Below are 22,121 nucleotides of genomic sequence, written 5' to 3'. Positions count from 1 at the left end.
CGGTGGTTCCTGCCGAGAGTCACGTCCGGTGACATTCGACGGCGAGGACCGATCCCAGCTGCGCGGGCCACGGCCACCGGTGCCCGGCTGCGGAGTCCTTCCGTCGTTCCGCCGATCCGACCTGCCCGCATTCGACCGCGCGGGACCACTCCGCTCAGTTCGACCGCCACGGTCGAATGCTTCGGTCCGCCCTGAGCGATCGCTGAAACCTGGGCGAGCACGCTCCGTCGATCGATCGCCCGAGCCTCGGTTGCGATCCCCACCCTTTCGGTCGTCCCGCCGTGACGTCGAATACCCACGATTCCCGCTTCGATCGCCTTCTGACGACGGCCCCCTGCGACCATCTCGTCGCTGACCGCCACGCTCATCACGTCCGCCTCCGGACCGATCATCACGACTCGGTTGGCGCCGGTAGTCCCGGTCGCCGTCGTCACGACGTGGGTGCGAGGCCGATCTCGACTCACCACCGGTGTCGTCTCCGCTGTCCCGTCGCTGTGACGTTCCTTCACCTGCTGCGCGGGACCAACGACCAGAACGACGCGGGATCTCCGGAGGTGGTGTTGATTCGGAGTCGTCAGACACGGGAACAACCTTCGCTATTGAGATTGGACTTCTTCGCCACCAGCATAACCAGCATCGCCTTCGGCGGACACCTGTCAGAAACCATCGTCAGTTCACGTGGCTTCGATTCACATCCGCCTCATCACCGACCACGCCGGCGCCGAACGCCACGACGAGAAAGTAGCGGTGGAAATGGTTTCAGCGTGGAGCCCTGTTCCGTCCCTGGCCCCCTTTGGTTGGGGGTTGGGGTGGGGGTTCCACGCTGAAACGTGTAATGGTTGTTCGGCGGTGTCCTACTCTCCCACACTCTACCGAGTGCAGTACCATCGGCGCTGAAGGGCTTAGCTTCCGGGTTCGGGATGTGTCCGGGCGTTTCCCGCTTCGCTATGACCGCCGTAACTCTATGAAACTATCACCAACCAGCCTGCGAACCCTGGAATGTTTTCCGGGGGCGGGGTGGGTGTTGTTTCAGAATTGTATAGTGGACGCTTTTTTGAACGTGTTTTGTGGTGTTTAAGTTGTCGGCTGATTAGTACCGGTCAGCTCCACACATTACTGTGCTTCCACGTCCGGCCTATCGACCCAGTCGTCTAGCTGGGAGCCTCTCCAGGGTTTGATCCCTGATGGAAACCTCATCTTGAAGCGTGCTTCCCGCTTAGATGCTTTCAGCGGTTATCACTTCCGAACGTAGCTAATCAGCGGTGCTCCTGGCGGAACAACTGACACACCAGTGGTTCGTCCATCCCGGTCCTCTCGTACTAGGGACAGGTCTTCTCAAGTTTCCTACGCGCGCAGCGGATAGGGACCGAACTGTCTCACGACGTTCTAAACCCAGCTCGCGTACCGCTTTAATGGGCGAACAGCCCAACCCTTGGGACCTACTCCAGCCCCAGGATGCGACGAGCCGACATCGAGGTGCCAAACCATGCCGTCGATATGAGCTCTTGGGCAAGATCAGCCTGTTATCCCCGGGGTACCTTTTGTCCGTTGAGCGACGGCGCTTCCACAAGCCACCGTCGGGTCACTAGTCCCGACTTTCGTCTCTGCTCGACATGTCTGTCTCACAGTCAAGCTCCCTTGTGCACTTACACTCGAAACCTGATTACCAACCAGGCTGAGGGAACCTTTGGGCGCCTCCGTTACCTTTTAGGAGGCAACCGCCCCAGTTAAACTACCCACCAGGCACTGTCCCTGATCCGGATCACGGACCGAAGTTAGGAGCCCAGAACGACCAGAGTGGTATTTCAACAATGACTCCACACCAGCTGGCGCTGGTACTTCACAGTCTCCCACCTATCCTACACAAGCCGTACCGAACACCAATACCAAGCTATAGTAAAGGTCCCGGGGTCTTTCCGTCCTGCTGCGCGTAACGAGCATCTTTACTCGTAGTGCAATTTCGCCGAGTTCGTGGTTGAGACAGTGGAGAAGTCGTTACGCCATTCGTGCAGGTCGGAACTTACCCGACAAGGAATTTCGCTACCTTAGGATGGTTATAGTTACCACCGCCGTTTACTGGCGCTTAAGTTCTCAGCTTCACACTCACGTGTTAACCGGTCCCCTTAACGTTCCAGCACCGGGCAGGCGTCAGTCCGTATACATCGAATTACTTCTTCGCACGGACCTGTGTTTTTAGTAAACAGTCGCTTCTCCCTGGTCTCTGCGGCCCTCACCCCTAGTCAGTAAATGACATCAAGGATCAGGCCCCCCTTCTCCCGAAGTTACGGGGGCATTTTGCCGAATTCCTTAACCACGATTCACTCGATCGCCTTAGTATTCTCTACCTAACCACCTGAGTCGGTTTGGGGTACGGGCGGCTCGAACCTCGCTAGAAGTTTTTCTCGGCAGCATAGGATCACCCACTTCCCACATTACGTGGTCACCATCACGCCTGGGCCTACATGACTGACGGATTTACCTACCAGTCGGCTTACACGCTTGAACGGGGACTACCATCGCCCCGCGGAGGCTACCTTCCTGCGTCACTCCATCGCTTACCTACTACAAGATCGGGTCCCACGCTCCCCACACACGATCACCCCCGAAAGGGATCAACACGGTAGTTCGGGTGGTTAGCATCCCCTGATTCGATATGGGCGGTCCTTCGCCGGTTCCGGAATATCAACCGGATGTCCATCGACTACGCCTGTCGGCCTCGCCTTAGGTCCCGACTTACCCAGGGCAGATGAGCTTGACCCTGGAACCCTTGGTTATTCGGCGGACGGGTTTCTCACCCGTCATTCGCTACTCATGCCTGCATTCTCACTCGTGTCACCTCCACCCCTGGTTCACACCGGGACTTCACTGGTGACACGACGCTCCCCTACCCAACCACACCCCTGAACCCCCCAAAAGGGGCTAGGAACATGTGTGATTGCCACAGCTTCGGTGATGTGCTTGAGCCCCGCTACATTGTCGGCGCGGAATCACTTGACCAGTGAGCTATTACGCACTCTTTAAAGGGTGGCTGCTTCTAAGCCAACCTCCTGGTTGTCACAGCAACTCCACATCCTTTCCCACTTAGCACACGCTTAGGGACCTTAGCTGGTGATCTGGGCTGTTTCCCTCTCGACTACGGAGCTTATCCCCCGCAGTCTCACTGCCACGCTCTCACTTACCGGCATTCGGAGTTTGGCTGACGTCAGTAACCTGGTGAGGCCCATCAGCCATCCAGTAGCTCTACCTCCGGCAAGAAACACGTGACGCTGCACCTAAATGCATTTCGGGGAGAACCAGCTATCACGGAGTTTGATTGGCCTTTCACCCCTACCCACAGCTCATCCCCTCCATTTTCAACTGAAGTGGGTTCGGTCCTCCACGACGTCTTACCGTCGCTTCAACCTGGCCATGGGTAGATCACTCCGCTTCGGGTCTAGACCCAGCGACTCAAGGCGCCCTGTTCGGACTCGCTTTCGCTACGGCTTCCCCACACGGGTTAACCTCGCCACTGAGCACTAACTCGCAGGCTCATTCTTCAAAAGGCACGCCATCACCCCACCAAACGGAGGCTCTGACGGATTGTAAGCGCATGGTTTCAGGTACTATTTCACTCCCCTCCCGGGGTACTTTTCACCTTTCCCTCACGGTACTAGTCCGCTATCGGTCATCAGGAAATATTTAGGCTTACCAGGTGGTCCTGGCAGATTCACACGAGATTTCTCGAGCCCCGTGCTACTTGGGCACCCTCCCACATGACAGCAACGTGTTTCGCCTACGGGACTCCCACCCACTACGGTCCAGCACTCACACTGGTTCGACTACACGCACACGCCACGCACCGCACTGTCAGATACGGTAAAAAAAGGCCCCACAACACCCTGATTGCAACCCCTGACAGGTATCACACAACCACGGTTTAGCCTCATCCGCTTTCGCTCGCCACTACTCACGGAATCACATATTGTTTTCTCTTCCTGTGGGTACTGAGATGTTTCACTTCCCCACGTTCCCTCCACGCACCCTATGAGTTCAGGTACGGGTCACACCACATAACTGGTGCGGGGTTCCCCCATTCGGAAACCCTCGGATCACAGCCCGGTTATCGGCTCCCCGAGGCTTATCGCAGATTCCTACGTCCTTCATCGGTTCCTGATGCCAAGGCATCCACCATGCGCCCTTAAAAACTTAAACAATTAAGAAATTCTTAAAAGCCACAAAGATGCTCGCGTCCACTATACAATTCTCAAACAACACACCAACACCACCAACCACACCACACCAACGCGGCGCAACCAGCAGGCAGTACCAGAAAAAACAACCACCACCACGCACCAACCACCACAGCTCACACCATGACAGTCACCACACGACAGCGAACGGTCGTTTCCTCAGGACCCAACAACGTGCCGACAACGACGCCCAACACCACCCACCACATTCCACAACCACACCCCCACACAAAAGTGAAAGCACGATTCGTACTCGCGGTGGACACTGCCACACACCATCACAAACGGTTGATGTTCCACCCATGAGCTCACCCCACCACACACTCGGTGATGAAAGGTTCAAACGCTCCTTAGAAAGGAGGTGATCCAGCCGCACCTTCCGGTACGGCTACCTTGTTACGACTTAGTCCCAATCGCCAATCCCACCTTCGACGACTCCCTCCCACAAGGGGTTAGGCCGCCGGCTTCGGGTGTTACCGACTTTCGTGACTTGACGGGCGGTGTGTACAAGGCCCGGGAACGTATTCACCGCAGCGTTGCTGATCTGCGATTACTAGCGACTCCAACTTCATGGGGTCGAGTTGCAGACCCCAATCCGAACTGAGACCAGTTTTAAGGGATTCGCTCCACCTCACGGCATCGCAACCCTCTGTACCAGCCATTGTAGCATGCGTGAAGCCCAAGACATAAGGGGCATGATGATTTGACGTCATCCCCACCTTCCTCCGAGTTGACCCCGGCAGTCTCCCATGAGTCCCCACCCGAAGTGCTGGCAACATGGAACGAGGGTTGCGCTCGTTGCGGGACTTAACCCAACATCTCACGACACGAGCTGACGACAACCATGCACCACCTGTACACCAGTCCGAAGACGCACACATCTCTGCATGATTCCGGTGTATGTCAAGCCTTGGTAAGGTTCTTCGCGTTGCATCGAATTAATCCGCATGCTCCGCCGCTTGTGCGGGCCCCCGTCAATTCCTTTGAGTTTTAGCCTTGCGGCCGTACTCCCCAGGCGGGGCGCTTAATGCGTTAGCTGCGGCACGGAACTCGTGGAATGAGTCCCACACCTAGCGCCCAACGTTTACGGCATGGACTACCAGGGTATCTAATCCTGTTCGCTCCCCATGCTTTCGCTTCTCAGCGTCAGTTATGGCCCAGAGACCTGCCTTCGCCATCGGTGTTCCTCCTGATATCTGCGCATTTCACCGCTACACCAGGAATTCCAGTCTCCCCTACCACACTCTAGCCTGCCCGTACCCACCGCAGACCCAGGGTTAAGCCCTGGGCTTTCACGGCAGACGCGACAAACCGCCTACAAGCTCTTTACGCCCAATAATTCCGGACAACGCTCGCACCCTACGTATTACCGCGGCTGCTGGCACGTAGTTAGCCGGTGCTTCTTCTGCAGGTACCGTCACAAAAGCTTCGTCCCTGCTGAAAGGAGTTTACAACCCGAAGGCCGTCATCCCCCACGCGGCGTCGCTGCATCAGGCTTCCGCCCATTGTGCAATATTCCCCACTGCTGCCTCCCGTAGGAGTCTGGGCCGTGTCTCAGTCCCAGTGTGGCCGGTCACCCTCTCAGGCCGGCTACCCGTCAAAGCCTTGGTAAGCCACTACCTCACCAACAAGCTGATAGGCCGCGAGTCCATCCCCCACCACAAAAGCTTTCCACCACACACCATGCGATGCGCAGTCATACCCGGTATTAGACCCCGTTTCCAAGGCTTATCCCAAAGTGAAGGGCAGGTTACTCACGTGTTACTCACCCGTTCGCCACTAATCCACCCGCGCAAGCACAGGTATCATCGTTCGACTTGCATGTGTTAAGCACGCCGCCAGCGTTCGTCCTGAGCCAGGATCAAACTCTCCGCAAAAAAACACAAAAAATCCAATCCGGCAAAAACTGATCAAGAGCAAAAAAACTCAAAACCAATCAATAACCAAACAAAAATCTGGCATCAACCATCTCGACACGCTGTTGAGTTCTCAAAAAACGACCGCTGCGAAACTTTCCGGAGCTATCCGCTCCGGTGTTGTTCCGGCGACATTTAAAACCTTAGCACCCTGTCCGACTCACTTTCAAATCCGCGTTTCCGCCGATTTGAATCGCGTAGAGGACTGAAATCCTCGAATGCTTTTCGCTGCCGGGACCGGCCATCTTCGGTCTCCCGGTGATGTCCGTGCCTCCCTGGGCAACGAGCGAATACGTTACACGAAGCGCGGTGTCGGTCCAAATCGGCCCAGGCACCCGTCCGATCGCACCCGACGGGCGACGTGGCCCCGGTCATGGCGCGCCCCGGTGCCGGCTGATTCACCTGGTCCACAGAAGGGTCGGTGGCCCGTCGAATGCTCAACGACTCCTCGGCCGCCGGCATGATCACGAGCCCGCGCAACGAGCCGCATCCCGCCGAAATCGGCTCAGTCCTGCGTCAGTCGAGCCGCGCACAAGTGCTTGCGGCCACGTTTGACGATGGCCACGCTGCCGTGCAGAAAGTCGTCAGCGGTGATCACCGCATCGACGTCACTCACCTTGACGTTGTTGACCGACACTCCCCCGTCACCGATGAGACGCCGCGCGCTGTTACGAGAGTCGGCAATGTCGAGCGCGATGAGCACGTCGATGATCGTGTCGCCGACCCGCACTTCTCCCCCGGGAAGTTCCGCTGTGGCGTCAGCGAGAGTGCGGGGATCCAGTGCGGTCACGTCACCCTTGCCGAACAGCGCCTCGGACGCCGCCTGTGCGGCAGCGGTTGCCTCGCCGCCGTGCACCAGCGTTGTCACCGACTCCGCGAGCGCCTTCTGGGCCGTCCGCCGGAAAGGCTCGTCTGCCACCTGTCGCTCGAACTCATCCATCTCTTCACGCGTGAAGTCGGTGAAGATCCGCAACTTCTCGACCACGTCTGCGTCATCCATGTTGATCCAGAACTGGTAGAACGCGTACGGCGACATCAGCTCCGGGCTGAGCCAGAGCGCGTTGCCCTCGGACTTGCCGTATTTGCGGCCGGACGCGTCGGTCACCAGCGGCGTGGTCATCGCGTGCACCGAGACTCCCTCGGCGGACCGGATCAGGTCGACGCCGGCGAGCAGGTTGCCCCACTGGTCGCTGCCGCCCAACTGCAATGTGCACTTCTCCGCGCGATGCAGGTGCAGGAAGTCCAGCGCCTGCAGGATCTGGTAGCTGAACTCGGTGTAGCTGATCCCCTGCTCGGAGTTGAGCCGGCGGGACACCGCGTCCTTCTTGATCATGGCGTTGACCCGGAAGTGTTTGCCGTAGTCGCGCAGGAAGTCCAGCGCCGAGATCGGCTCTGTCCAGTCCAGGTTGTTGACCATCATCGCCGGGTTGTCACCGGTGAAGTCCAGCAGTGAGGCAGCCTCACGGCGGATGGCCTCGACGGCACCCGCGACCTGCTCCTTGTCGCGCAGCACACGCTCGGAATCCGGCTTCGGATCGCCGATCAGACCGGTCGAACCTCCCACCAGGCACAGCACCCGGTGGCCGGCGCGCTGCATCTTGCGGGCCACGATCAGTTGCACCAGGTTGCCGATGTGCAGCGAGTCGGCAGAGGGGTCGAATCCGACATACATCGTGATCGGGCCTTCATCGAGTGCTGCGCGCAACGCGGTCTCGTCGGTGGACTGAGCCACCAGACCTCGCCACATCAACTCATCGAAGATGCCACTCACGATCCATGCCTTCTTCCCGTATGCCGGAGGGCCGGGTGCCCGCCGGACAGTGTTCGTGCAGAGCAAGCCTGCCGTATGCCGATCAACGTGGGCCACGCGGTTTCGCGGGGCGGTACGCCGATACCGTCGGGTCGCCGTCGATCCAGTAACGCCACGGGTATGCCGCGCCGTCTCCGCCGGCACCGCTGACCCCGACACGTGGGCCGGTTCGCACATCACCTGGTGTGGGAGAAGTCCGCCACTCGATGCTGACGGAAGACGTGTCATCAGCCAGTCGCAGCCCGTTGTCCGCCAGCGTGATGTCGAGTGCCTGGCACAGGCGTGCCGGGCCCCGTGCGAGATCGCGTTCGGCGGAATTGCCGCGGCGCGAGCGAGCGATGTCACGACCGTCGACCACGTCGCCGGCACGCAACAGCACCGCGGCTGCCGTACCGGTCGCACCGCACACGTAGTTGGCGCAGTGATGCATCCCATAGGTGAAGTAGACGTAGAGAAGGCCCGGCGGCCCGAACATCACGGCATTGCGATCGGTGCGGCCGCGGAAGGCGTGCGAACCCGGGTCGTCGGCACCGGCATACGCCTCGACCTCGGTGAGACGCACACTGACGCCGCTGGCGCTGACGACGCTGCCGAGCAGACGCTGCGCGACCTCGTGCAGCTCAGCGCCGGACGCGGCCACACCGGCCGGGACGTTCACCTCACGCGCTGCGGAATGTCGACCTGGTCGGTTGCCCACGAACGCCCAGCCGCAGACGCCTCGCTCGCCTGGGCCAGCTGCTCGCGGACCCGCACCGGCGCGGTGCCGCCGACGGCGTCACGCGAGCCCATCGACCCCTCCACGGTCAGGACGCTGCGAACACCAGGTGTGAGAGACGGGTTGATCGCGGCAAGGTCGGCGTCCGACAGATCCCACAACTCGATGCCACGAGACTCGCAGACGCGCACGCACTCGCCGGCAACCTCGTGGGCGATCCGGAACGGCACTCCTTCGCGGACGAGCCACTCAGCGACATCGGTCGCCAACGCGAAGCCCTGCGGCGCGAGCGAGTTGAGTCGCTCCTGGTTGAACGTCAGGGTGGCCACCATGCCGGCAAAGGCAGGCAACAACAGGACGAGTGTGTCGACGGCGTCGAACACGGGCTCCTTGTCCTCCTGCAGGTCGCGGTTGTAGGCCAACGGCAGCGCCTTCAGCGTCGTGAGCAGACCGGCGAGATCACCGACGAGACGGCCGGCCTTGCCGCGGGCGAGTTCGGCGACGTCCGGATTCTTCTTCTGCGGCATGATGCTCGACCCGGTCGAGAACGCATCGTCGAGGGTCACGAAGGAGAACTCCTTGGTTGCCCACAGCACAACCTCCTCCGCGATCCGCGAGATGTCGACCGCGGTCATCGCGCAGACGAATGCGAACTCGGCGACGAAGTCACGACCGGCGGTGCCGTCGATGGAGTTGCGCACCGATCGGGTGAACCCCAAGTCCTCGGCGACAGCCTGCGGGTCGAGCCCGAGCGAAGAACCAGCCAAAGCTCCTGAGCCGTATGGCGATTCGTCGGCACGCAGATCCCAGTCCTGAAGGCGCTGCACATCCCGCAGCAACGCCCACACGTGCGCCAGGAGGTGGTGCGACAACAGAACAGGCTGCGCGTGCTGCAGATGGGTGCGGCCCGGCATGGCGACATCGATATGCGTATCCGCCTGCGCCACCAGTGCGTCGACCACATCGAGCACCAAGCCCGCCACGACACGTGCGTGATCACGCAGGTACATCCGGAACAGCGTCGCGACCTGATCGTTGCGCGAACGTCCGGCGCGCAGCCGGCCGCCGACGTCGGCACCGGCGCGCTCGATCAGCCCGCGCTCCAGTGCGGTGTGGACGTCCTCGTCGTCGTCAGCGGCGACGAATCGCCCGGCGACCACGTCGGCCGCCAGTGTGTCCAGCGCGGAGGTCATGGTGGCCAACGCGTCGTCCGACAGCAGCCCCGCGCGATGCAGCACACGCGCGTGCGCCTTCGAACCGGCAATGTCGTAGGGAGCCAGTCGCCAGTCGAAGTGAGTCGACTTGGACAGCGCGGCCAATGCATCTGCCGGGCCGTCGGCAAATCGCCCGCCCCACAGGCTGATCCGCTGCTCACCCGAACCCATGTGTTCCTCACTCTCAGTCACGTGCCGCCAACTCCATCAGCCCGTCGGACACCGTCTGCGCCGTTCCTTCGGCACAGATGACCAGGATCGTGTCGTCACCGGCAATCGTGCCCAGAACGTTGCCCAGCGCCGCATTGTCGATCGCCGACGCCAGGAAGCTGGCTGCGCCCGGTGGAGTTCGCAGGACGGTGAAATCTCCGGAAACCACTGCAGTCACAAGGAGTTCACCGCACACCCGGCGCAACCGCGCATCGGACACCATGCCACCGGACCCGGCCACTGGTGTCCGGTCACCACCGGCGCCGGGAACGGCATACACCAGTTGGCGCCCTTGCCGGACCTTGACGGCGCCGATCTCGACGAGATCGCGTGAGAGCGTCGCCTGGGTGACGGTGAACCCGTCATGATCGAGGCGCTCGGCGAGTTCCGCCTGCGAATGCACCGACTCCCGGGCGATGAGTTCGGTGATGCGTTGCTGGCGTGCCCCGCGGGTCGTCGCGAATGGCTTGTCACTCATACGGATTCGACCAGAAATTCCAGCAACGCCTTCTGTGCGTGCAGGCGGTTCTCGGCTTCGTCCCAGACGACCGATTGCGGTCCGTCGATGACGTCCTCGCTGATCTCGTAACCACGGTAGGCGGGCAGGCAGTGCAGTGCGATGGCATCGTCCGCGGCGCGGGCCAGCAGCTCGGCATCGAGAGCGTATGACGCGAAAGGCGATGCACCACCCTTGCGCGTGTCGCTCTCGGCCTCCTGACCCATGGACACCCAGGTGTCGGTGATCACCACGTCCGCGTCAGCGACCGCGGCCACCGGGTCGGCGGTCACCAGCACGGATCCGCCGGTGCCGGCGGCGATCTCGGCAGCTCTCGCAACCACCTGCGGATCGGGCTGATGCGTCTGCGGGGTGCCGATGCGCACATGCAGTCCGGCCGTGGCCCCACCGAGCAGATAGGACTGGGCCATGTTGTTGGCTCCGTCGCCGACATACGCCATCGTGAGGCCCGCGAGCGAACCCTTGCGCTCGGTGATCGTCAGCAGGTCGGCCAGGATCTGGCACGGGTGGAACTCGTCGGTGAGGGCGTTGACCACCGGCACGCGTGAGTGCGCGGCCATCTCCTCGATGCGCGTCTGCTCGTAGGTGCGCCAGACGATGGCGGCGACCTGCCGCTCGACGACCCGCGTCACATCGGCGATGGATTCCCGCGACCCGATCTGCGCCAGGTTGCCGTCGACCACCATCGGATGGCCGCCGAGTTCGGCGACACCCACGGTGAACGACAGCTGTGTGCGCAGCGTGGGCTTGTCGAAGATGAGCGCGACGACACGCGGACCCGCCAGCGGCCGGTGCCCGAGTCGGTCGGCCTTCATCTGCGCGGCCGTGCGCAAGACGTGCGCCTGTTCGGACGGCGAGAGATCGTCGTCGCGCAGAAAGTGCCGGGTCATCTGGTCGCCTCCTGGAGGAGTTCGGGAAGTACGTTCACGAAGGATGTCACCTGTTGCTCACTGACGATCAGCGGCGGCGCCAGGCGGATCGCATGTGGCGCCACGGGATTCACGATGAATCCGGCGGCGCGTCCCGCGGCTGCGACGGCGGCGCTGATCGGCTCGCGCAGAGTGATGGCGCGTAGCAGCCCCTGACCGCGAACTCCGGTGAGTCCGTCGATGTCGGACGCTCGGACGCTGCGCGCGAGGTGCTCTCCCATCGCGGTGGAGTGGGCCAGGAGACCCTCGCTCTCGATGGTCTCAAGGACTGCCAGACCGGCGGCGGCGGCCAACGGGTTGCCGCCGAAGGTCGAACCGTGCTGTCCCGCCCTGAGCAGACCGGACACCTCGTCACCGAAGGTCACCAGCGCTCCGATCGGCACTCCCCCGCCGAGTCCCTTGGCGACGGTGATGGCGTCCGGAATGATCCCAGCGTGCTGGAATCCGAACCAGGCACCGGTTCGGCCGACTCCGGTCTGGATCTCGTCGACGATGAGCAATGCGCCTGCGTCAGAGGCGATCTCGCGTGCCTGGCGAAGGTAGCCATCTGGCGGCTCGACGACCCCCGCCTCACCCTGCAGTGGCTCGAGCACGATCGCGGCCGTCGTCGCATCGACGGCAGCTCGCAGGGCGTCGGCATCGCCATACGGGACGTGGGAGACACCGGGGATGAGCGGCTCGAAGGGCTCACGGTATGCGGCCTTGGCGGTGAGGGCGAGCGCGCCGGTCGTGCGACCGTGAAACGCTCCCTGCGCCGCCACGATGCCTGGCCGGCCGGTGCGACGGGCGAGTTTGATCGCCGCCTCGATCGCCTCGGCGCCGGAGTTGCCGAAGAACACCCTCGACCCTGCGGGGGCGCCGGAAATCTGCAGGAGCTTCTCGGCGAGGGCGATCTGACCGGGCGAGGTGAACAGATTCGACACGTGGAGTGCGGTGGCAACCTGCCGGGAGACCGCGGCAACCAAAGCCGGGTGCCCGTGACCGAGCGCATTGACCGCGATGCCGCCGAGAAGGTCGAGGTAACGACGGCCGTCGACATCCCAGACGTAACAACCCTCGCCGCGTTCGAGCACCAACGGTGGCACGCCGAACACGCCGAGCACACTGTCCGAATACCGTTGCAGCAAAGCGTCGTTCGTGCTCATTGCCGATCCTCCTGTGGGTCCGGAAGCACCATCGTGCCGATGCCCTCGTCGGTGAAGATCTCCAGCAGCAGCGAGTGCGGGGCGCGACCGTCGATCACGTGCGCCTGCAGCACCCCGCCCCTGATCGCACGGATGCATGCCTCCAGCTTGGGCACCATGCCCGAGTCGACGCGAGTGAGCAGATCCTCGGCGTCGCTGACGGGCAGCGAGCTGAGCAAGCTGTCGCGATCCGGCCAGTTGGCGTAGATGCCCTCGACGTCGGTCAGGACGACGAGTTTGGAGGCACCGAGCGCCTGGGCCAGGGCGGCTGCGGCGGTGTCGGCGTTGACGTTGAGCACCTGTCCGTCGATGTCGAGATCGGGCGCGATCGACGACACGACCGGGATGCGGCCGGCCGCCAGCAGGTCCTCCACCGCGGCCGGGTTCACCGCCACGACGTCGCCGACGAGACCGATGTCGACCGGCTCACCGTCGACGACAGCGCCGCGGCGGCGTGCGCCGAACAAGGCGGCATCCTCGCCGGAGAGACCGACCGCGAGCGCTCCGTGCTGGTTGATCAGTCCGACGAGCTCGCGGGACACCTGTCCGGTGAGCACCATGCGCACGACGTCCATCGCCTCCGGAGTGGTGACCCGCAGGCCGCCTTTGAACGTCGAGGCGATGCCGAGCCGGTCGAGCATCGCCTGGATCTGCGGTCCGCCACCGTGCACGACCACCGGTCGCAGACCGGCATACCGCAGGAAGGCGACATCCTCGGCAAACGCTGCTTTCAGGCGGTCGTCGGTCATCGCATTGCCGCCGTACTTCACCACGACGAGGGCGTCCTTGAAACGCTGCAGCCACGGCAACGCCTCGACAAGGGTTGCGGCTTTGCCCGCGGCCGTCGCCAGGTCGGAGTGGGTGCGTGTGCTCATGTCGAGTATGCCGAATTCTCGTGGACGTAGTCGTGGGTCAGATCGTTGGTCCAGATGGTCGCAGTGTGCTCCCCCGCGGAGAGGTCGACCACGAGGTGCACGTCACGAGGCTCGAGGTCGACGAGATTGCGATCGTCGCCGACGCCGCCGTCGCGGCACACCTGAACTCCGTTGATGCTCACCCCGAGCTGATGCGGATCGAACGCCGCAGACGTGGTGCCGACGGCTGCCAGAACGCGACCCCAGTTCGGGTCCTTGCCGAAGATGGCGCACTTGAACAGATTGTTGCGGGCGATCGCTCGACCGACCTCGAGAGCGTCTGATTCTGTTGCGGCAGAACGCACTTCGATGGCGATGTCGTGATGCGCGCCTTCGGCATCTCCGATGAGCTGACGCGCCAGATCGGCGCACACCTCGGTCACGGCGTCCTGAAACTGCTGTGGATCGGGGGCGACGCCTGATGCTCCCGACGCCATCAACAAAACGGTGTCGTTGGTCGACTGGCAACCGTCCGAGTCGACCCGGTCGAAGGTGAGCGCGGTCGCCGCACGCAAGGCCGTGGCGAGCTGCTGCGAGGGCACCTGCGCATCCGTGGTGATGACGACCAGCATCGTGGCCAGCGCCGGTGCGAGCATGCCGGCACCTTTGGCCATTCCACCGACAGTCCAGCCGTCACCGCTTGCGACAGCCTGCTTGGAACGCGTGTCGGTCGTCATGATCGCCGTTGCCGCAACCGAACCGCCTTGGGGGGAAAGAGTTGTCGCGGCTTCGTCGACTCCGGCCAGCAGCGTGGGCATCGGCAGCAGTTCACCGATGAGCCCGGTCGAGCACACCGCCACGTCGCCTGCCGACACACCCAGCACCTGCGCGACGCGCTCGGCAGTCGCGTGCGTGTCGGCGAATCCCTGTGCGCCGGTGATCGCATTGGCGCCACCTGAATTCAGCACGACCGCGTCGACGCGACCGTCGGTCAGCACCTGTCGCGACCAGGTCACCGGTGCGGCCTCGACCCGGTTGCTCGTGAAGACCGCGGCTGCGTCATACGTCGGGCCGTCGTTGACCACGAGAGCCACGTCCGGACTGCCGCTGGGCTTCAGACCGGCCGTCACACCTGCTGCGCGAAATCCTTTGGCCGCAGTCACGCTCACGGCGCCACTCCCGTCGTCGGTAGTCCCATCGTCTCGGGCAGGCCGAGAGCGAGGTTCATGTTCTGCACGGCGCCACCCGCCGTGCCCTTGGTCAGATTGTCGATCGCGCACACGATCACAACGCGGCCCACCCGCTCGTCGACAGCCACCTGCAGCACGGCGTTGTTGGAGCCAAGCACTGCTCCAGTCGTGGGCCAGCTGCCCTCGGGCAGCAGATGCACGAAAGCTTCTGTGCCATAAGCGTTTTCGTAGGCGGCCCGCACGTCATCGACGGAGACTCCAGGGGCGATGCTCGCAGTGCACGTCGCAAGGATGCCGCGCGACATCGGTGCGAGTGTCGGAGTGAAGGACACCGTGACCGGACGCCCCGCGGCGGCCGAGAGATTCTGCTCGATCTCGGGAGTGTGCCGGTGGCTCCCGCCGACGCCATACGGACTCATCGAGCCCATGGTCTCCGAACCCAGCAGATGAGGCTTCAAGCTGCGACCGGCACCCGAGGTGCCACTGGCCGCGACGATGACAACCTGCTCGGTCTGGACAAGTTGCTCGGCGAAAGCCGGTGCCAGCGCGAGCGAACACGCAGTGGGATAGCAACCGGGCACGGCGATGCGGCGAGCCCCCTGCAGGTGATCGCGCTGCGGACCCTCCGCGGTTGCCAACTCGGGCAGTCCGTAGGCCCAACTTCCGGCGTGCTCGGTGCCGTAGAACTGCTGCCAGGCGACCGAATCGATCAGCCGGAAGTCCGCACCGCAGTCGATGACGACACGGGCATCGAGCTGCTCCGCCAGCACCGCAGACGCTCCGTGCGGCAATGCGAGGAAGACCACGTCGTGACCGGCGAGCACGTCGGGATTCGTCGGCTGGATCACGACGTCCGCAAGCGCCGGCAGATGCGGCTGATGTCGGGCCAGCACGTCACCGGCACTACCCGCTGCCGTCAGAGCACCAATCTGGACCTGCGGATGCCCGAGCAGCAGCCGCAGCAACTCGCCACCGGCATACCCACTCGCTCCCGCGACCGCTACCTTGAACACAATGCATGACTATACACGACTGCGCATAGTCATGCATTGTGTTTCAGATCTGTCAGGTCCGTTGGACTGCGCCGGTCGCCTTGGCTGCTGCTGCGACGGCGGCATCGCGCGCAGAATTGACCTCGTCCGTCGTCAGTGTGCGATCTGCGGACCGGAAGCCCATCCGATAGGCCAACGACTTCTTGCCGTCACCGGCCTGGTCTCCGGTGTAGGCGTCGAACAGCGTGATGGATTCCAGCAGATCACCGGCGCCCGACCGCAAGGCAGCCTCGACGGCCGCAGCCGTCACCCCGGCATCGACCACCAGCGCGACGTCGCTGCCGGCCAGTGGCAGGTTGGCGATCGGCTGTGCGGTCACCGCTGACTCGCTCGCCGCGGCCAGGACGTCGATGTCGACCTCCGCGCCGATCGTGCGGGCCGGCAGTCCGAGCGCGGACACGACCTTGGGATGCAATTCCCCCGCATGACCGACCAGCGTGCCGTCCGCCAGAGTGAACTGCGCGCACCGGCCAGGGTGGAACGGCATCTCATGATCAGCCGCCACCGTGAGCGGCACGGCGAGCGCTTCGCCCAGCGCGCGGACAAGGGCGATCGCGTCGCTGCAGTCGGCGGCGCGGCCCTTGCCCCACCAACCACTGTGCTCGGCCTCACCCGAGATGAGGATCCCCAGGTGCCGGGGTTGCGCAGGGACAGCAGCCCGGATGCGGTCCAGAAGTTCCGGCGCGGGCCGTACGCCGACCGGCGAGGTCGGAGCCGACAGTTGCGGACCCTCGAGCGCGACGACCAGCCCCTGCTCGAACAGCGCGACATCCTTGATGCCACGTGCGATGTTGCGCTTCAGCGCGTCGACCATCGTCGAGATCACGCTGATCCGCATGAGCGGCAGTTCCTCGTTGAGCGGATTGGCGAGTCGGACGGTGCGTGCCCTGGCTGCCTCCACCGGATAACCGAGCGCGGCGTGGCGGTCGTCGCTGACGAAGGGTGCCGACCAGATCTCGGAAAGTCCTTGCGCTGCAAGCAGATCGGTGAGGATCCGGCGAACCTGCTGGGCGTGCGTAAGTCCGCGACCACCCGGCGGCGTCGGCAGAATGGAGGGGATCTGGTCGTAGCCCTTGATGCGGGCCACCTCCTCGACCAGATCCGGACCTGTCGTGATGTCGGGTCGCCACGACGGCGGTGACACGACCAGCAGCCCGTCGCGCTCGACGATCTCGCAGCCGACCTGTGTCAGCACCGACGACACCTCAGCTGCGGAGTACTCCACTCCGATCAGCCGGGTCGCCAGTGCCGGGTCGAACTCGATGGTGGCCGCCGCGACCGTGGCGTCGACATCGGTGACCTCGGCGTCGACGGTGCCACCGGCATACGTCACCAGCAGGTCGACGACGAGTTGCACGGCGGCCGGGGCCAGCTGCGGGTCGACGCCACGCTCGAAACGGCGCGAGGCCTCCGACGGCAGCTTGTGCCGGCGCGCGGACCGCGCGATCGTCGTCGGGTCGAAGTGGGCGCCCTCGATGAGCACGTCGGTCGTCGACGCGGTGATCTCTGAGTCGAAGCCGCCCATCACACCGGCGATGCCCAGGCCACGGCCCGACCCGTCGGTGATCAACAGGTCCTCGGCGAACAGATCGCGCTCCACACCGTCGAGGGTCTTCAGCTTCTCGCCCGGCGCAGCACGTCGCACCACGATCGGCGCGGTCAGCGTGGCCAGGTCGTAGGCGTGCAAGGGCTGCCCGAGGGCGAGCATGGCGTAGTTAGTGATGTCGACCGGCAACGAGATCGGACGCATTCCGGCTTCGGTCAACCGGGTCGCCATCCACGCAGGCGTCGGTGCGGAGACGTCGATACCGCGCACGATGCGAGCGACGAACCGGTCGCAACCGACCCGGCCACGCAGCGGCGCGTCGTCGGACACGCGCACGGCGAAGCCGCCTTCCGTCGCCGCCGGTGCCGAATCTGCAAGCGCCGCAACCGGATCGGTGAACACCGCTCCGGTGGCGTGAGAGTACTCGCGTGCGACACCACGCAGCGAGAAACAGTAACCGCGGTCCGGGGTCACGTTGATCTCGATCGTCTCCCGATCAAGACCGAGCAGCGGTATGGCGTCCTGACCCGGCTCGAGATCGGCACCCTCGAAAAGATCCGCAAGCCGGATGATGCCGCCGGAGCCGTCATCGGGCAGTCCGAGCTCGTCCGCGGCACAGATCATTCCGGCCGACACGTGACCGTACGTCTTGCGGGCGGCGATGGCGAAGCCTCCCGGCAGCTCGGCCCCCGGCAGCACGACGACGACCAGGTCGCCGACCTCGAAGTTGTGCGCACCGCAGACAATTCCCTGAGGCTCGCCGGTGCCATTGGCCGCGCCGACGTCGACCGAGCACCAGTTGATCGTCTTGCCGTTCTTCTGCGGCTCGGGCTCGCGGGTCAGCACCCGACCGACGACCAGCGGGCCGGTGATCTCACGGCCGTGCAGGCCCTCTTCCTCCAGGCCGACCTTGACCAGCGCGGCGGCAACGTCGAGACCGCTTGTGCCAGAAGGGAGTTCGACATACTCTCCCAGCCAGTCCAACGGAACCCGCATCAGATCTCCATCCCGAACTGCGCGTTGAAGCGCACGTCTCCCTCGATGATTTCGCGCATGTCCGCGACACCGGTGCGGAACATCAGTGCACGGTCGACACCCATCCCGAACGCGAAACCGGTGTAACGGTCGGGGTCGATCCCGCACGCGGACAACACATTCCGGTTGACCATCCCGCAACCGCCCCACTCGATCCAGCCCGTGCCGGAACACGTGCGGCAGTCCGGATCGGCGCCGCGGCATACAAAGCAGCGCAGGTCCATCTCCGCGGACGGCTCGGTGAACGGGAAGAACGACGGGCGCAGTCGCGTCGTGATGCCGTCACCGAACAACTCGGTCGCCAGACGGTCCAGGGTGCCTTTCAGATTGGCCATCGTGATGCCCTCGTCGACGGCGAGCCCCTCAATCTGGTGGAATGCCGGCATGTGCGTCGCATCGAGCTCGTCGGTGCGGTAAGCGCGACCGATGCACCCGATGTACAGCGGCACACCACGCTCGAGCAGCGAGCGCGCCTGCACCGGCGAGGTGTGCGTGCGCAGCACCAGTCCCCCGTCGGCAGGTTCGACGTAGAAGGTGTCCTGCATCTGGCGGGCCGGGTGGTCGATGTCGAAGTTCAGTGCGTCGAAGTTGAACCACTCCGCCTCGACCTCGGGGCCCTCGGCGATCTCCCACCCCATGCCGACCAGGATGTCGGCGATGCGTTGCGCCATGAGTTCGTTGGGGTGACGTCGGCCAAGCGGCCGCCGGCCCGGGACCATGGTGACGTCGACGGCCTCTTCGACCAGGATCCGCTCGTCGCGCTCGGCCTCCAACTCCGCCTGGCGCGTCTTGAGTGCGGCACCCACCTGTCCGCGAGCCTGACCGACGCGCTTGCCGGCCTCCGCCTTCGCCGACGGTGGCAGCGCACCGATCTCGCGGTTGGCCAGGGCCAGTGCGCTCTTGTCACCCTGGTGGGCGATCCGGACGGCCTTGAGCTCATCGAGGGTGCCGGCAGCGGCGATGGCGCTCAGCGCGTCCTGCACGGCCTGGTCGAGCTGAGCGGGATCCAAGGCGGCGACCTCCACAGGGTCGTATGACGTATTCGGTCCTGACACGGTGCCCGAGTCTAGTGGGGCCGGTCAAAGTGAATTCGGGCGGAAAGCTGCAAAGCCGGCGGCCACCGTCGACGACGCCGAAGGCAGCTCAGGCGCGCTCGACGCGCGTGGCAGCTGCGGCGCTCGCGTAGACGCAGACAGTCGCTGCCATCGCGAGGTTCAGGGACTCCGCATGACCGTGGATGGGCACCCGCACCACGTCGTCGCAGAGATCACGGGTGACTTGCTCCAAGCCCCATGCCTCGTTGCCCATCAGCCATGCGTGCGGGTTGCTCAGATCGGCATCGGGGAGCAGGGTTGTGCCAGCTCCGTCGGCGGCCAGCACCCGGCGGCCGGCGGCCTGGCAGGCGGCGACGATCTGCTCGATCTCGGCGCCGACGGCGATCGGCAGATGCCACAACGAGCCAGCCGTCGAGCGCACCACCTTGGGGTTGTACAGGTCGACGCTGGCCGCGCTCAGGATCACAGCCTTCGCCCCGGCAGCGTCGGCGCCGCGTATGACGGTGCCCGCGTTGCCCGGATCGCGCACGTTGGCGAGCACGACGACGAATCCGCCCAAATCGGCGAGCGCCCGATCCAGCGATACATCGACCGGTCGACAGACGGCGGCAATGCCCTGGGGGTGCTGGGTGTCGACCAAAGCGGCCATCACGGCAGCGTCGCACCGGAACACCGGGATGTCGGCATCGCGGGCGAGGTCGAGAAGTTCGGTATGCCGGGACCCCTCCTCGGCATACAGCTCGGTGACGGTCTGCGGGGCGAACCGCAGCGCCTCACGCACGCCCTGCGGGCCGTCGACGACGAACCGGCCGGAGCGCTCACGCGCCGAACGCCGGCCGAGCGCCCGGATGTCCTTGACCCGCTCAGCGCGCGGGTTGGTCAGGACGGCGGGCACGGCTCGGCCGGCGTTACGAAGGTGACTACTGGTGCGGTGCTCAGGCAACGGCGTCGGACGCGGCGTCCGCAGCTGCCGGCACGTTCGCCTTGGCGATCTCGACGAGCGCCGCAAAGGCGGGGGCGTCGTTGACGGCCAGCTCGGCGAGCATACGGCGGTCGACCTCGATCTCAGCGGCCTTCAGGCCCTGGATGAATCGGTTGTAGGTCATGCCGTTGGCGCGGGCGCCGGCGTTGATGCGCTGGATCCAGAGGCGACGGAAGTCGCCCTTGCGCGCACGGCGGTCACGGTAGCTGTAACCCATGCTGTGGGTTACCTGCTCCTTGGCCTTGCGGTAGAGACGCGAACGCTGTCCGCGGTAGCCGCTGGCCTGCTCAAGAACTGTGCGGCGCTTCTTCTGGGCGTTGACCGCCCGCTTCACGCGTGCCACGTGAATCTCCTTCTATATCAGTGGTATGTGGTGAAACGAGGGCTTACTTGCCCAGGAGCTTCTTGATCTTCTTGCTGTCGGCCTTGGTCGCCTCGACGTCCGGCACCAGGCGGCGGGCAGCGCTGCTGGAGCGCTCCTGGAACTTGTGCACGTGACGTGCACGCTGCCGGATGACCTTGCCCGACCCGCTGATCTTGAAGCGCTTCTTGGCGCCACTGTGGGTCTTCATCTTCGGCATCAGCCGATCTCCTTCATTGCGTGGTGTCTGATCGCCGCACCGGCGATGCTCTTCACTCGATGACCCCGAAAGGCCATCTGGTCTTGTCCTGGCTCAGCCGGCGTCGGCTGCTGCCGGGGCTTCCTCGGCGGGTGCCGCAGCAGCGTCTGCCTGCTCGCGTCGACGACGGCCCTCAGCCCTGGCCTCGGCCTTCTTCTTCGTCGGGCCCAGCACCATGATCATGTTGCGGCCGTCCTGCTTGGGCGAGCTCTCGACGAAGCCCAACTCCTGGACGTCCTCGGCGAGTCGCTGCAACAACCGGAAACCGAGCTCCGGGCGCGACTGCTCGCGGCCTCGGAACATGATCGTCACCTTGACCTTGTCACCGGCCGAGAGGAAGCGCTCGACGTGGCCCTTTTTGGTGCCGTAGTCGTGCGGGTCGATCTTCGGTCGGAGCTTGATCTCCTTGATGACGGTGTTGACCTGGTTCTTGCGTGCCTCACGGGCCTTCATGGCGGCTTCGTACTTGAATTTGCCGTAGTCCATGAGTTTCGCCACGGGGGGCTTCGCCATCGGCGCGACCTCGACCAGGTCGAGGTCTGCCTCTGCTGCAAGTCGCAGCGCGTCCTCGACGCGCACAATGCCGACCTGCTCACCGTTCGGCCCAACCAACCGCACTTCCGGAACCCGGATGCGGTCATTGATACGGGGCTCAGCGCTGATGTCTGCTCCTTCGTCGTGCGTGAAAACCTGCGGAGACGAAGAAAGGCTCCTCGCCACCTTGTGGTGCAACGAGAAGCCTTCAGCGCAAGCGACGCAGAGCGGGTGATCGGCACGTGTGCCAAGCTCCGCAGGTGTATGACGCCGCTGAGCGCCTGGACGCCGCGACATCTCGCACCCTCTGCGAGACCGGGTACCCGGCGGCATGCCTGCCGTCTCGGGTGGAAGCACTGGAGCTTCTCTTTGCATATCGGCCTGCATCAGGCAGCCCGATCGGTGACCACAACGGTAACAGGACGTGCGCCATTCCCGGAAATCGGGGCTGGCGGCGACAACCTGGCAAATCCCTGGGATCGCCGCGTTGCGGATGGCGACCGTTGCACGGCTCCCCCTAGCTTGCCGA

At 64.0% G+C, this 22,121-nt stretch carries 15 protein-coding genes and 3 rRNA genes; all 18 read right to left on the bottom strand.

Annotated features, from left to right (window positions below; translation table 11 throughout):
* Positions 1-841: 841 nt before the first annotated feature.
* Positions 842-959 (bottom strand): 5S ribosomal RNA (gene rrf / locus BKA23_RS06340).
* Between the two features lie 111 nt (positions 960-1,070).
* Positions 1,071-4,191: ribosomal RNA gene (locus BKA23_RS06335) — 23S ribosomal RNA — on the bottom strand.
* Positions 4,192-4,583: 392 nt separating this feature from the next.
* Positions 4,584-6,106, bottom strand: a 16S ribosomal RNA gene (locus BKA23_RS06330).
* The 16S, 23S and 5S rRNA genes sit together here, the layout of an rRNA operon.
* A gap of 544 nt (positions 6,107-6,650) precedes the next feature.
* The gene (gene tyrS, locus BKA23_RS06325) at positions 6,651-7,916 is read right to left on the bottom strand and encodes a tyrosine--tRNA ligase (protein WP_145226521.1); all 1,266 of its coding nucleotides are present in this window, start codon (positions 7,914-7,916) and stop codon (positions 6,651-6,653) included.
* Between the two features lie 82 nt (positions 7,917-7,998).
* Positions 7,999-8,613 carry a DNA-3-methyladenine glycosylase gene (locus tag BKA23_RS06320; protein WP_145226519.1) on the bottom strand — a complete coding sequence of 205 codons (615 nt, stop codon included), beginning with the start codon at positions 8,611-8,613 and terminating at the stop codon, positions 7,999-8,001.
* Complete coding sequence (gene argH / locus BKA23_RS06315) at positions 8,610-10,055, bottom strand: argininosuccinate lyase (RefSeq protein ID WP_145228267.1); 1,446 nt, start codon at positions 10,053-10,055, stop codon at positions 8,610-8,612. The genes BKA23_RS06320 and argH overlap by 4 nt, the downstream gene beginning before the upstream one ends.
* Before the next feature lie 13 nt (positions 10,056-10,068).
* Positions 10,069-10,572, bottom strand: coding sequence for an arginine repressor (locus BKA23_RS06310; protein ID WP_145226517.1), 504 nt, complete (start codon positions 10,570-10,572; stop codon positions 10,069-10,071).
* On the bottom strand, positions 10,569-11,501 hold the full coding sequence (argF, locus tag BKA23_RS06305; RefSeq protein WP_145226515.1) for an ornithine carbamoyltransferase: 933 nt from the start codon (positions 11,499-11,501) through the stop codon (positions 10,569-10,571). The genes BKA23_RS06310 and argF overlap by 4 nt, the downstream gene beginning before the upstream one ends.
* Entirely contained in the window at positions 11,498-12,685 is a 1,188-nt protein-coding gene (locus BKA23_RS06300; RefSeq protein WP_145226513.1) for an acetylornithine transaminase, read from the bottom strand. The genes argF and BKA23_RS06300 overlap by 4 nt, the downstream gene beginning before the upstream one ends.
* The gene (gene argB, locus BKA23_RS06295; protein WP_145226511.1) at positions 12,682-13,599 is read right to left on the bottom strand and encodes an acetylglutamate kinase; all 918 of its coding nucleotides are present in this window, start codon (positions 13,597-13,599) and stop codon (positions 12,682-12,684) included. Before argB ends, BKA23_RS06300 begins: the two co-directional genes overlap by 4 nt.
* On the bottom strand, positions 13,596-14,747 hold the full coding sequence (gene argJ / locus BKA23_RS06290; protein WP_145226509.1) for a bifunctional glutamate N-acetyltransferase/amino-acid acetyltransferase ArgJ: 1,152 nt from the start codon (positions 14,745-14,747) through the stop codon (positions 13,596-13,598). The genes argB and argJ overlap by 4 nt, the downstream gene beginning before the upstream one ends.
* Positions 14,744-15,784, bottom strand: a complete 1,041-nt coding sequence (argC, locus tag BKA23_RS06285) for an N-acetyl-gamma-glutamyl-phosphate reductase (RefSeq protein WP_145226507.1) — start codon at positions 15,782-15,784, stop codon at positions 14,744-14,746. Before argC ends, argJ begins: the two co-directional genes overlap by 4 nt.
* Positions 15,785-15,833: 49 nt before the next feature.
* Positions 15,834-18,362: a phenylalanine--tRNA ligase subunit beta gene (gene pheT / locus BKA23_RS06280; RefSeq protein WP_145226505.1), complete on the bottom strand. Its 2,529-nt coding sequence runs from the start codon at positions 18,360-18,362 to the stop codon at positions 15,834-15,836.
* Complete coding sequence (gene pheS, locus BKA23_RS06275; protein WP_145226503.1) at positions 18,362-19,456, bottom strand: phenylalanine--tRNA ligase subunit alpha; 1,095 nt, start codon at positions 19,454-19,456, stop codon at positions 18,362-18,364. Before pheS ends, pheT begins: the two co-directional genes overlap by 1 nt.
* A gap of 88 nt (positions 19,457-19,544) precedes the next feature.
* Positions 19,545-20,351, bottom strand: coding sequence for a TrmH family RNA methyltransferase (locus BKA23_RS06270; protein ID WP_145226501.1), 807 nt, complete (start codon positions 20,349-20,351; stop codon positions 19,545-19,547).
* Positions 20,352-20,391: 40 nt separating this feature from the next.
* A complete protein-coding gene (gene rplT / locus BKA23_RS06265; protein WP_145226499.1) occupies positions 20,392-20,781 on the bottom strand; it encodes a 50S ribosomal protein L20 in 390 nt (129 codons plus the stop codon).
* A 43-nt stretch (positions 20,782-20,824) separates the two neighbouring features.
* Positions 20,825-21,019: a 50S ribosomal protein L35 gene (gene rpmI, locus BKA23_RS06260; protein ID WP_145226497.1), complete on the bottom strand. Its 195-nt coding sequence runs from the start codon at positions 21,017-21,019 to the stop codon at positions 20,825-20,827.
* Positions 21,020-21,112: 93 nt separating this feature from the next.
* Complete coding sequence (infC, locus tag BKA23_RS06255) at positions 21,113-21,721, bottom strand: translation initiation factor IF-3 (protein ID WP_145228266.1); 609 nt, start codon at positions 21,719-21,721, stop codon at positions 21,113-21,115.
* Positions 21,722-22,121 lie beyond the last annotated feature (400 nt).

It is taken from the genome of Rudaeicoccus suwonensis, from assembly GCF_007829035.1.
Lineage (GTDB): Bacteria > Actinomycetota > Actinomycetes > Actinomycetales > Dermatophilaceae > Rudaeicoccus > Rudaeicoccus suwonensis.
The sequence above is the reverse complement of the archived record's forward strand: the minus strand, read 5'-3'. Positions and strand labels throughout refer to the sequence as shown.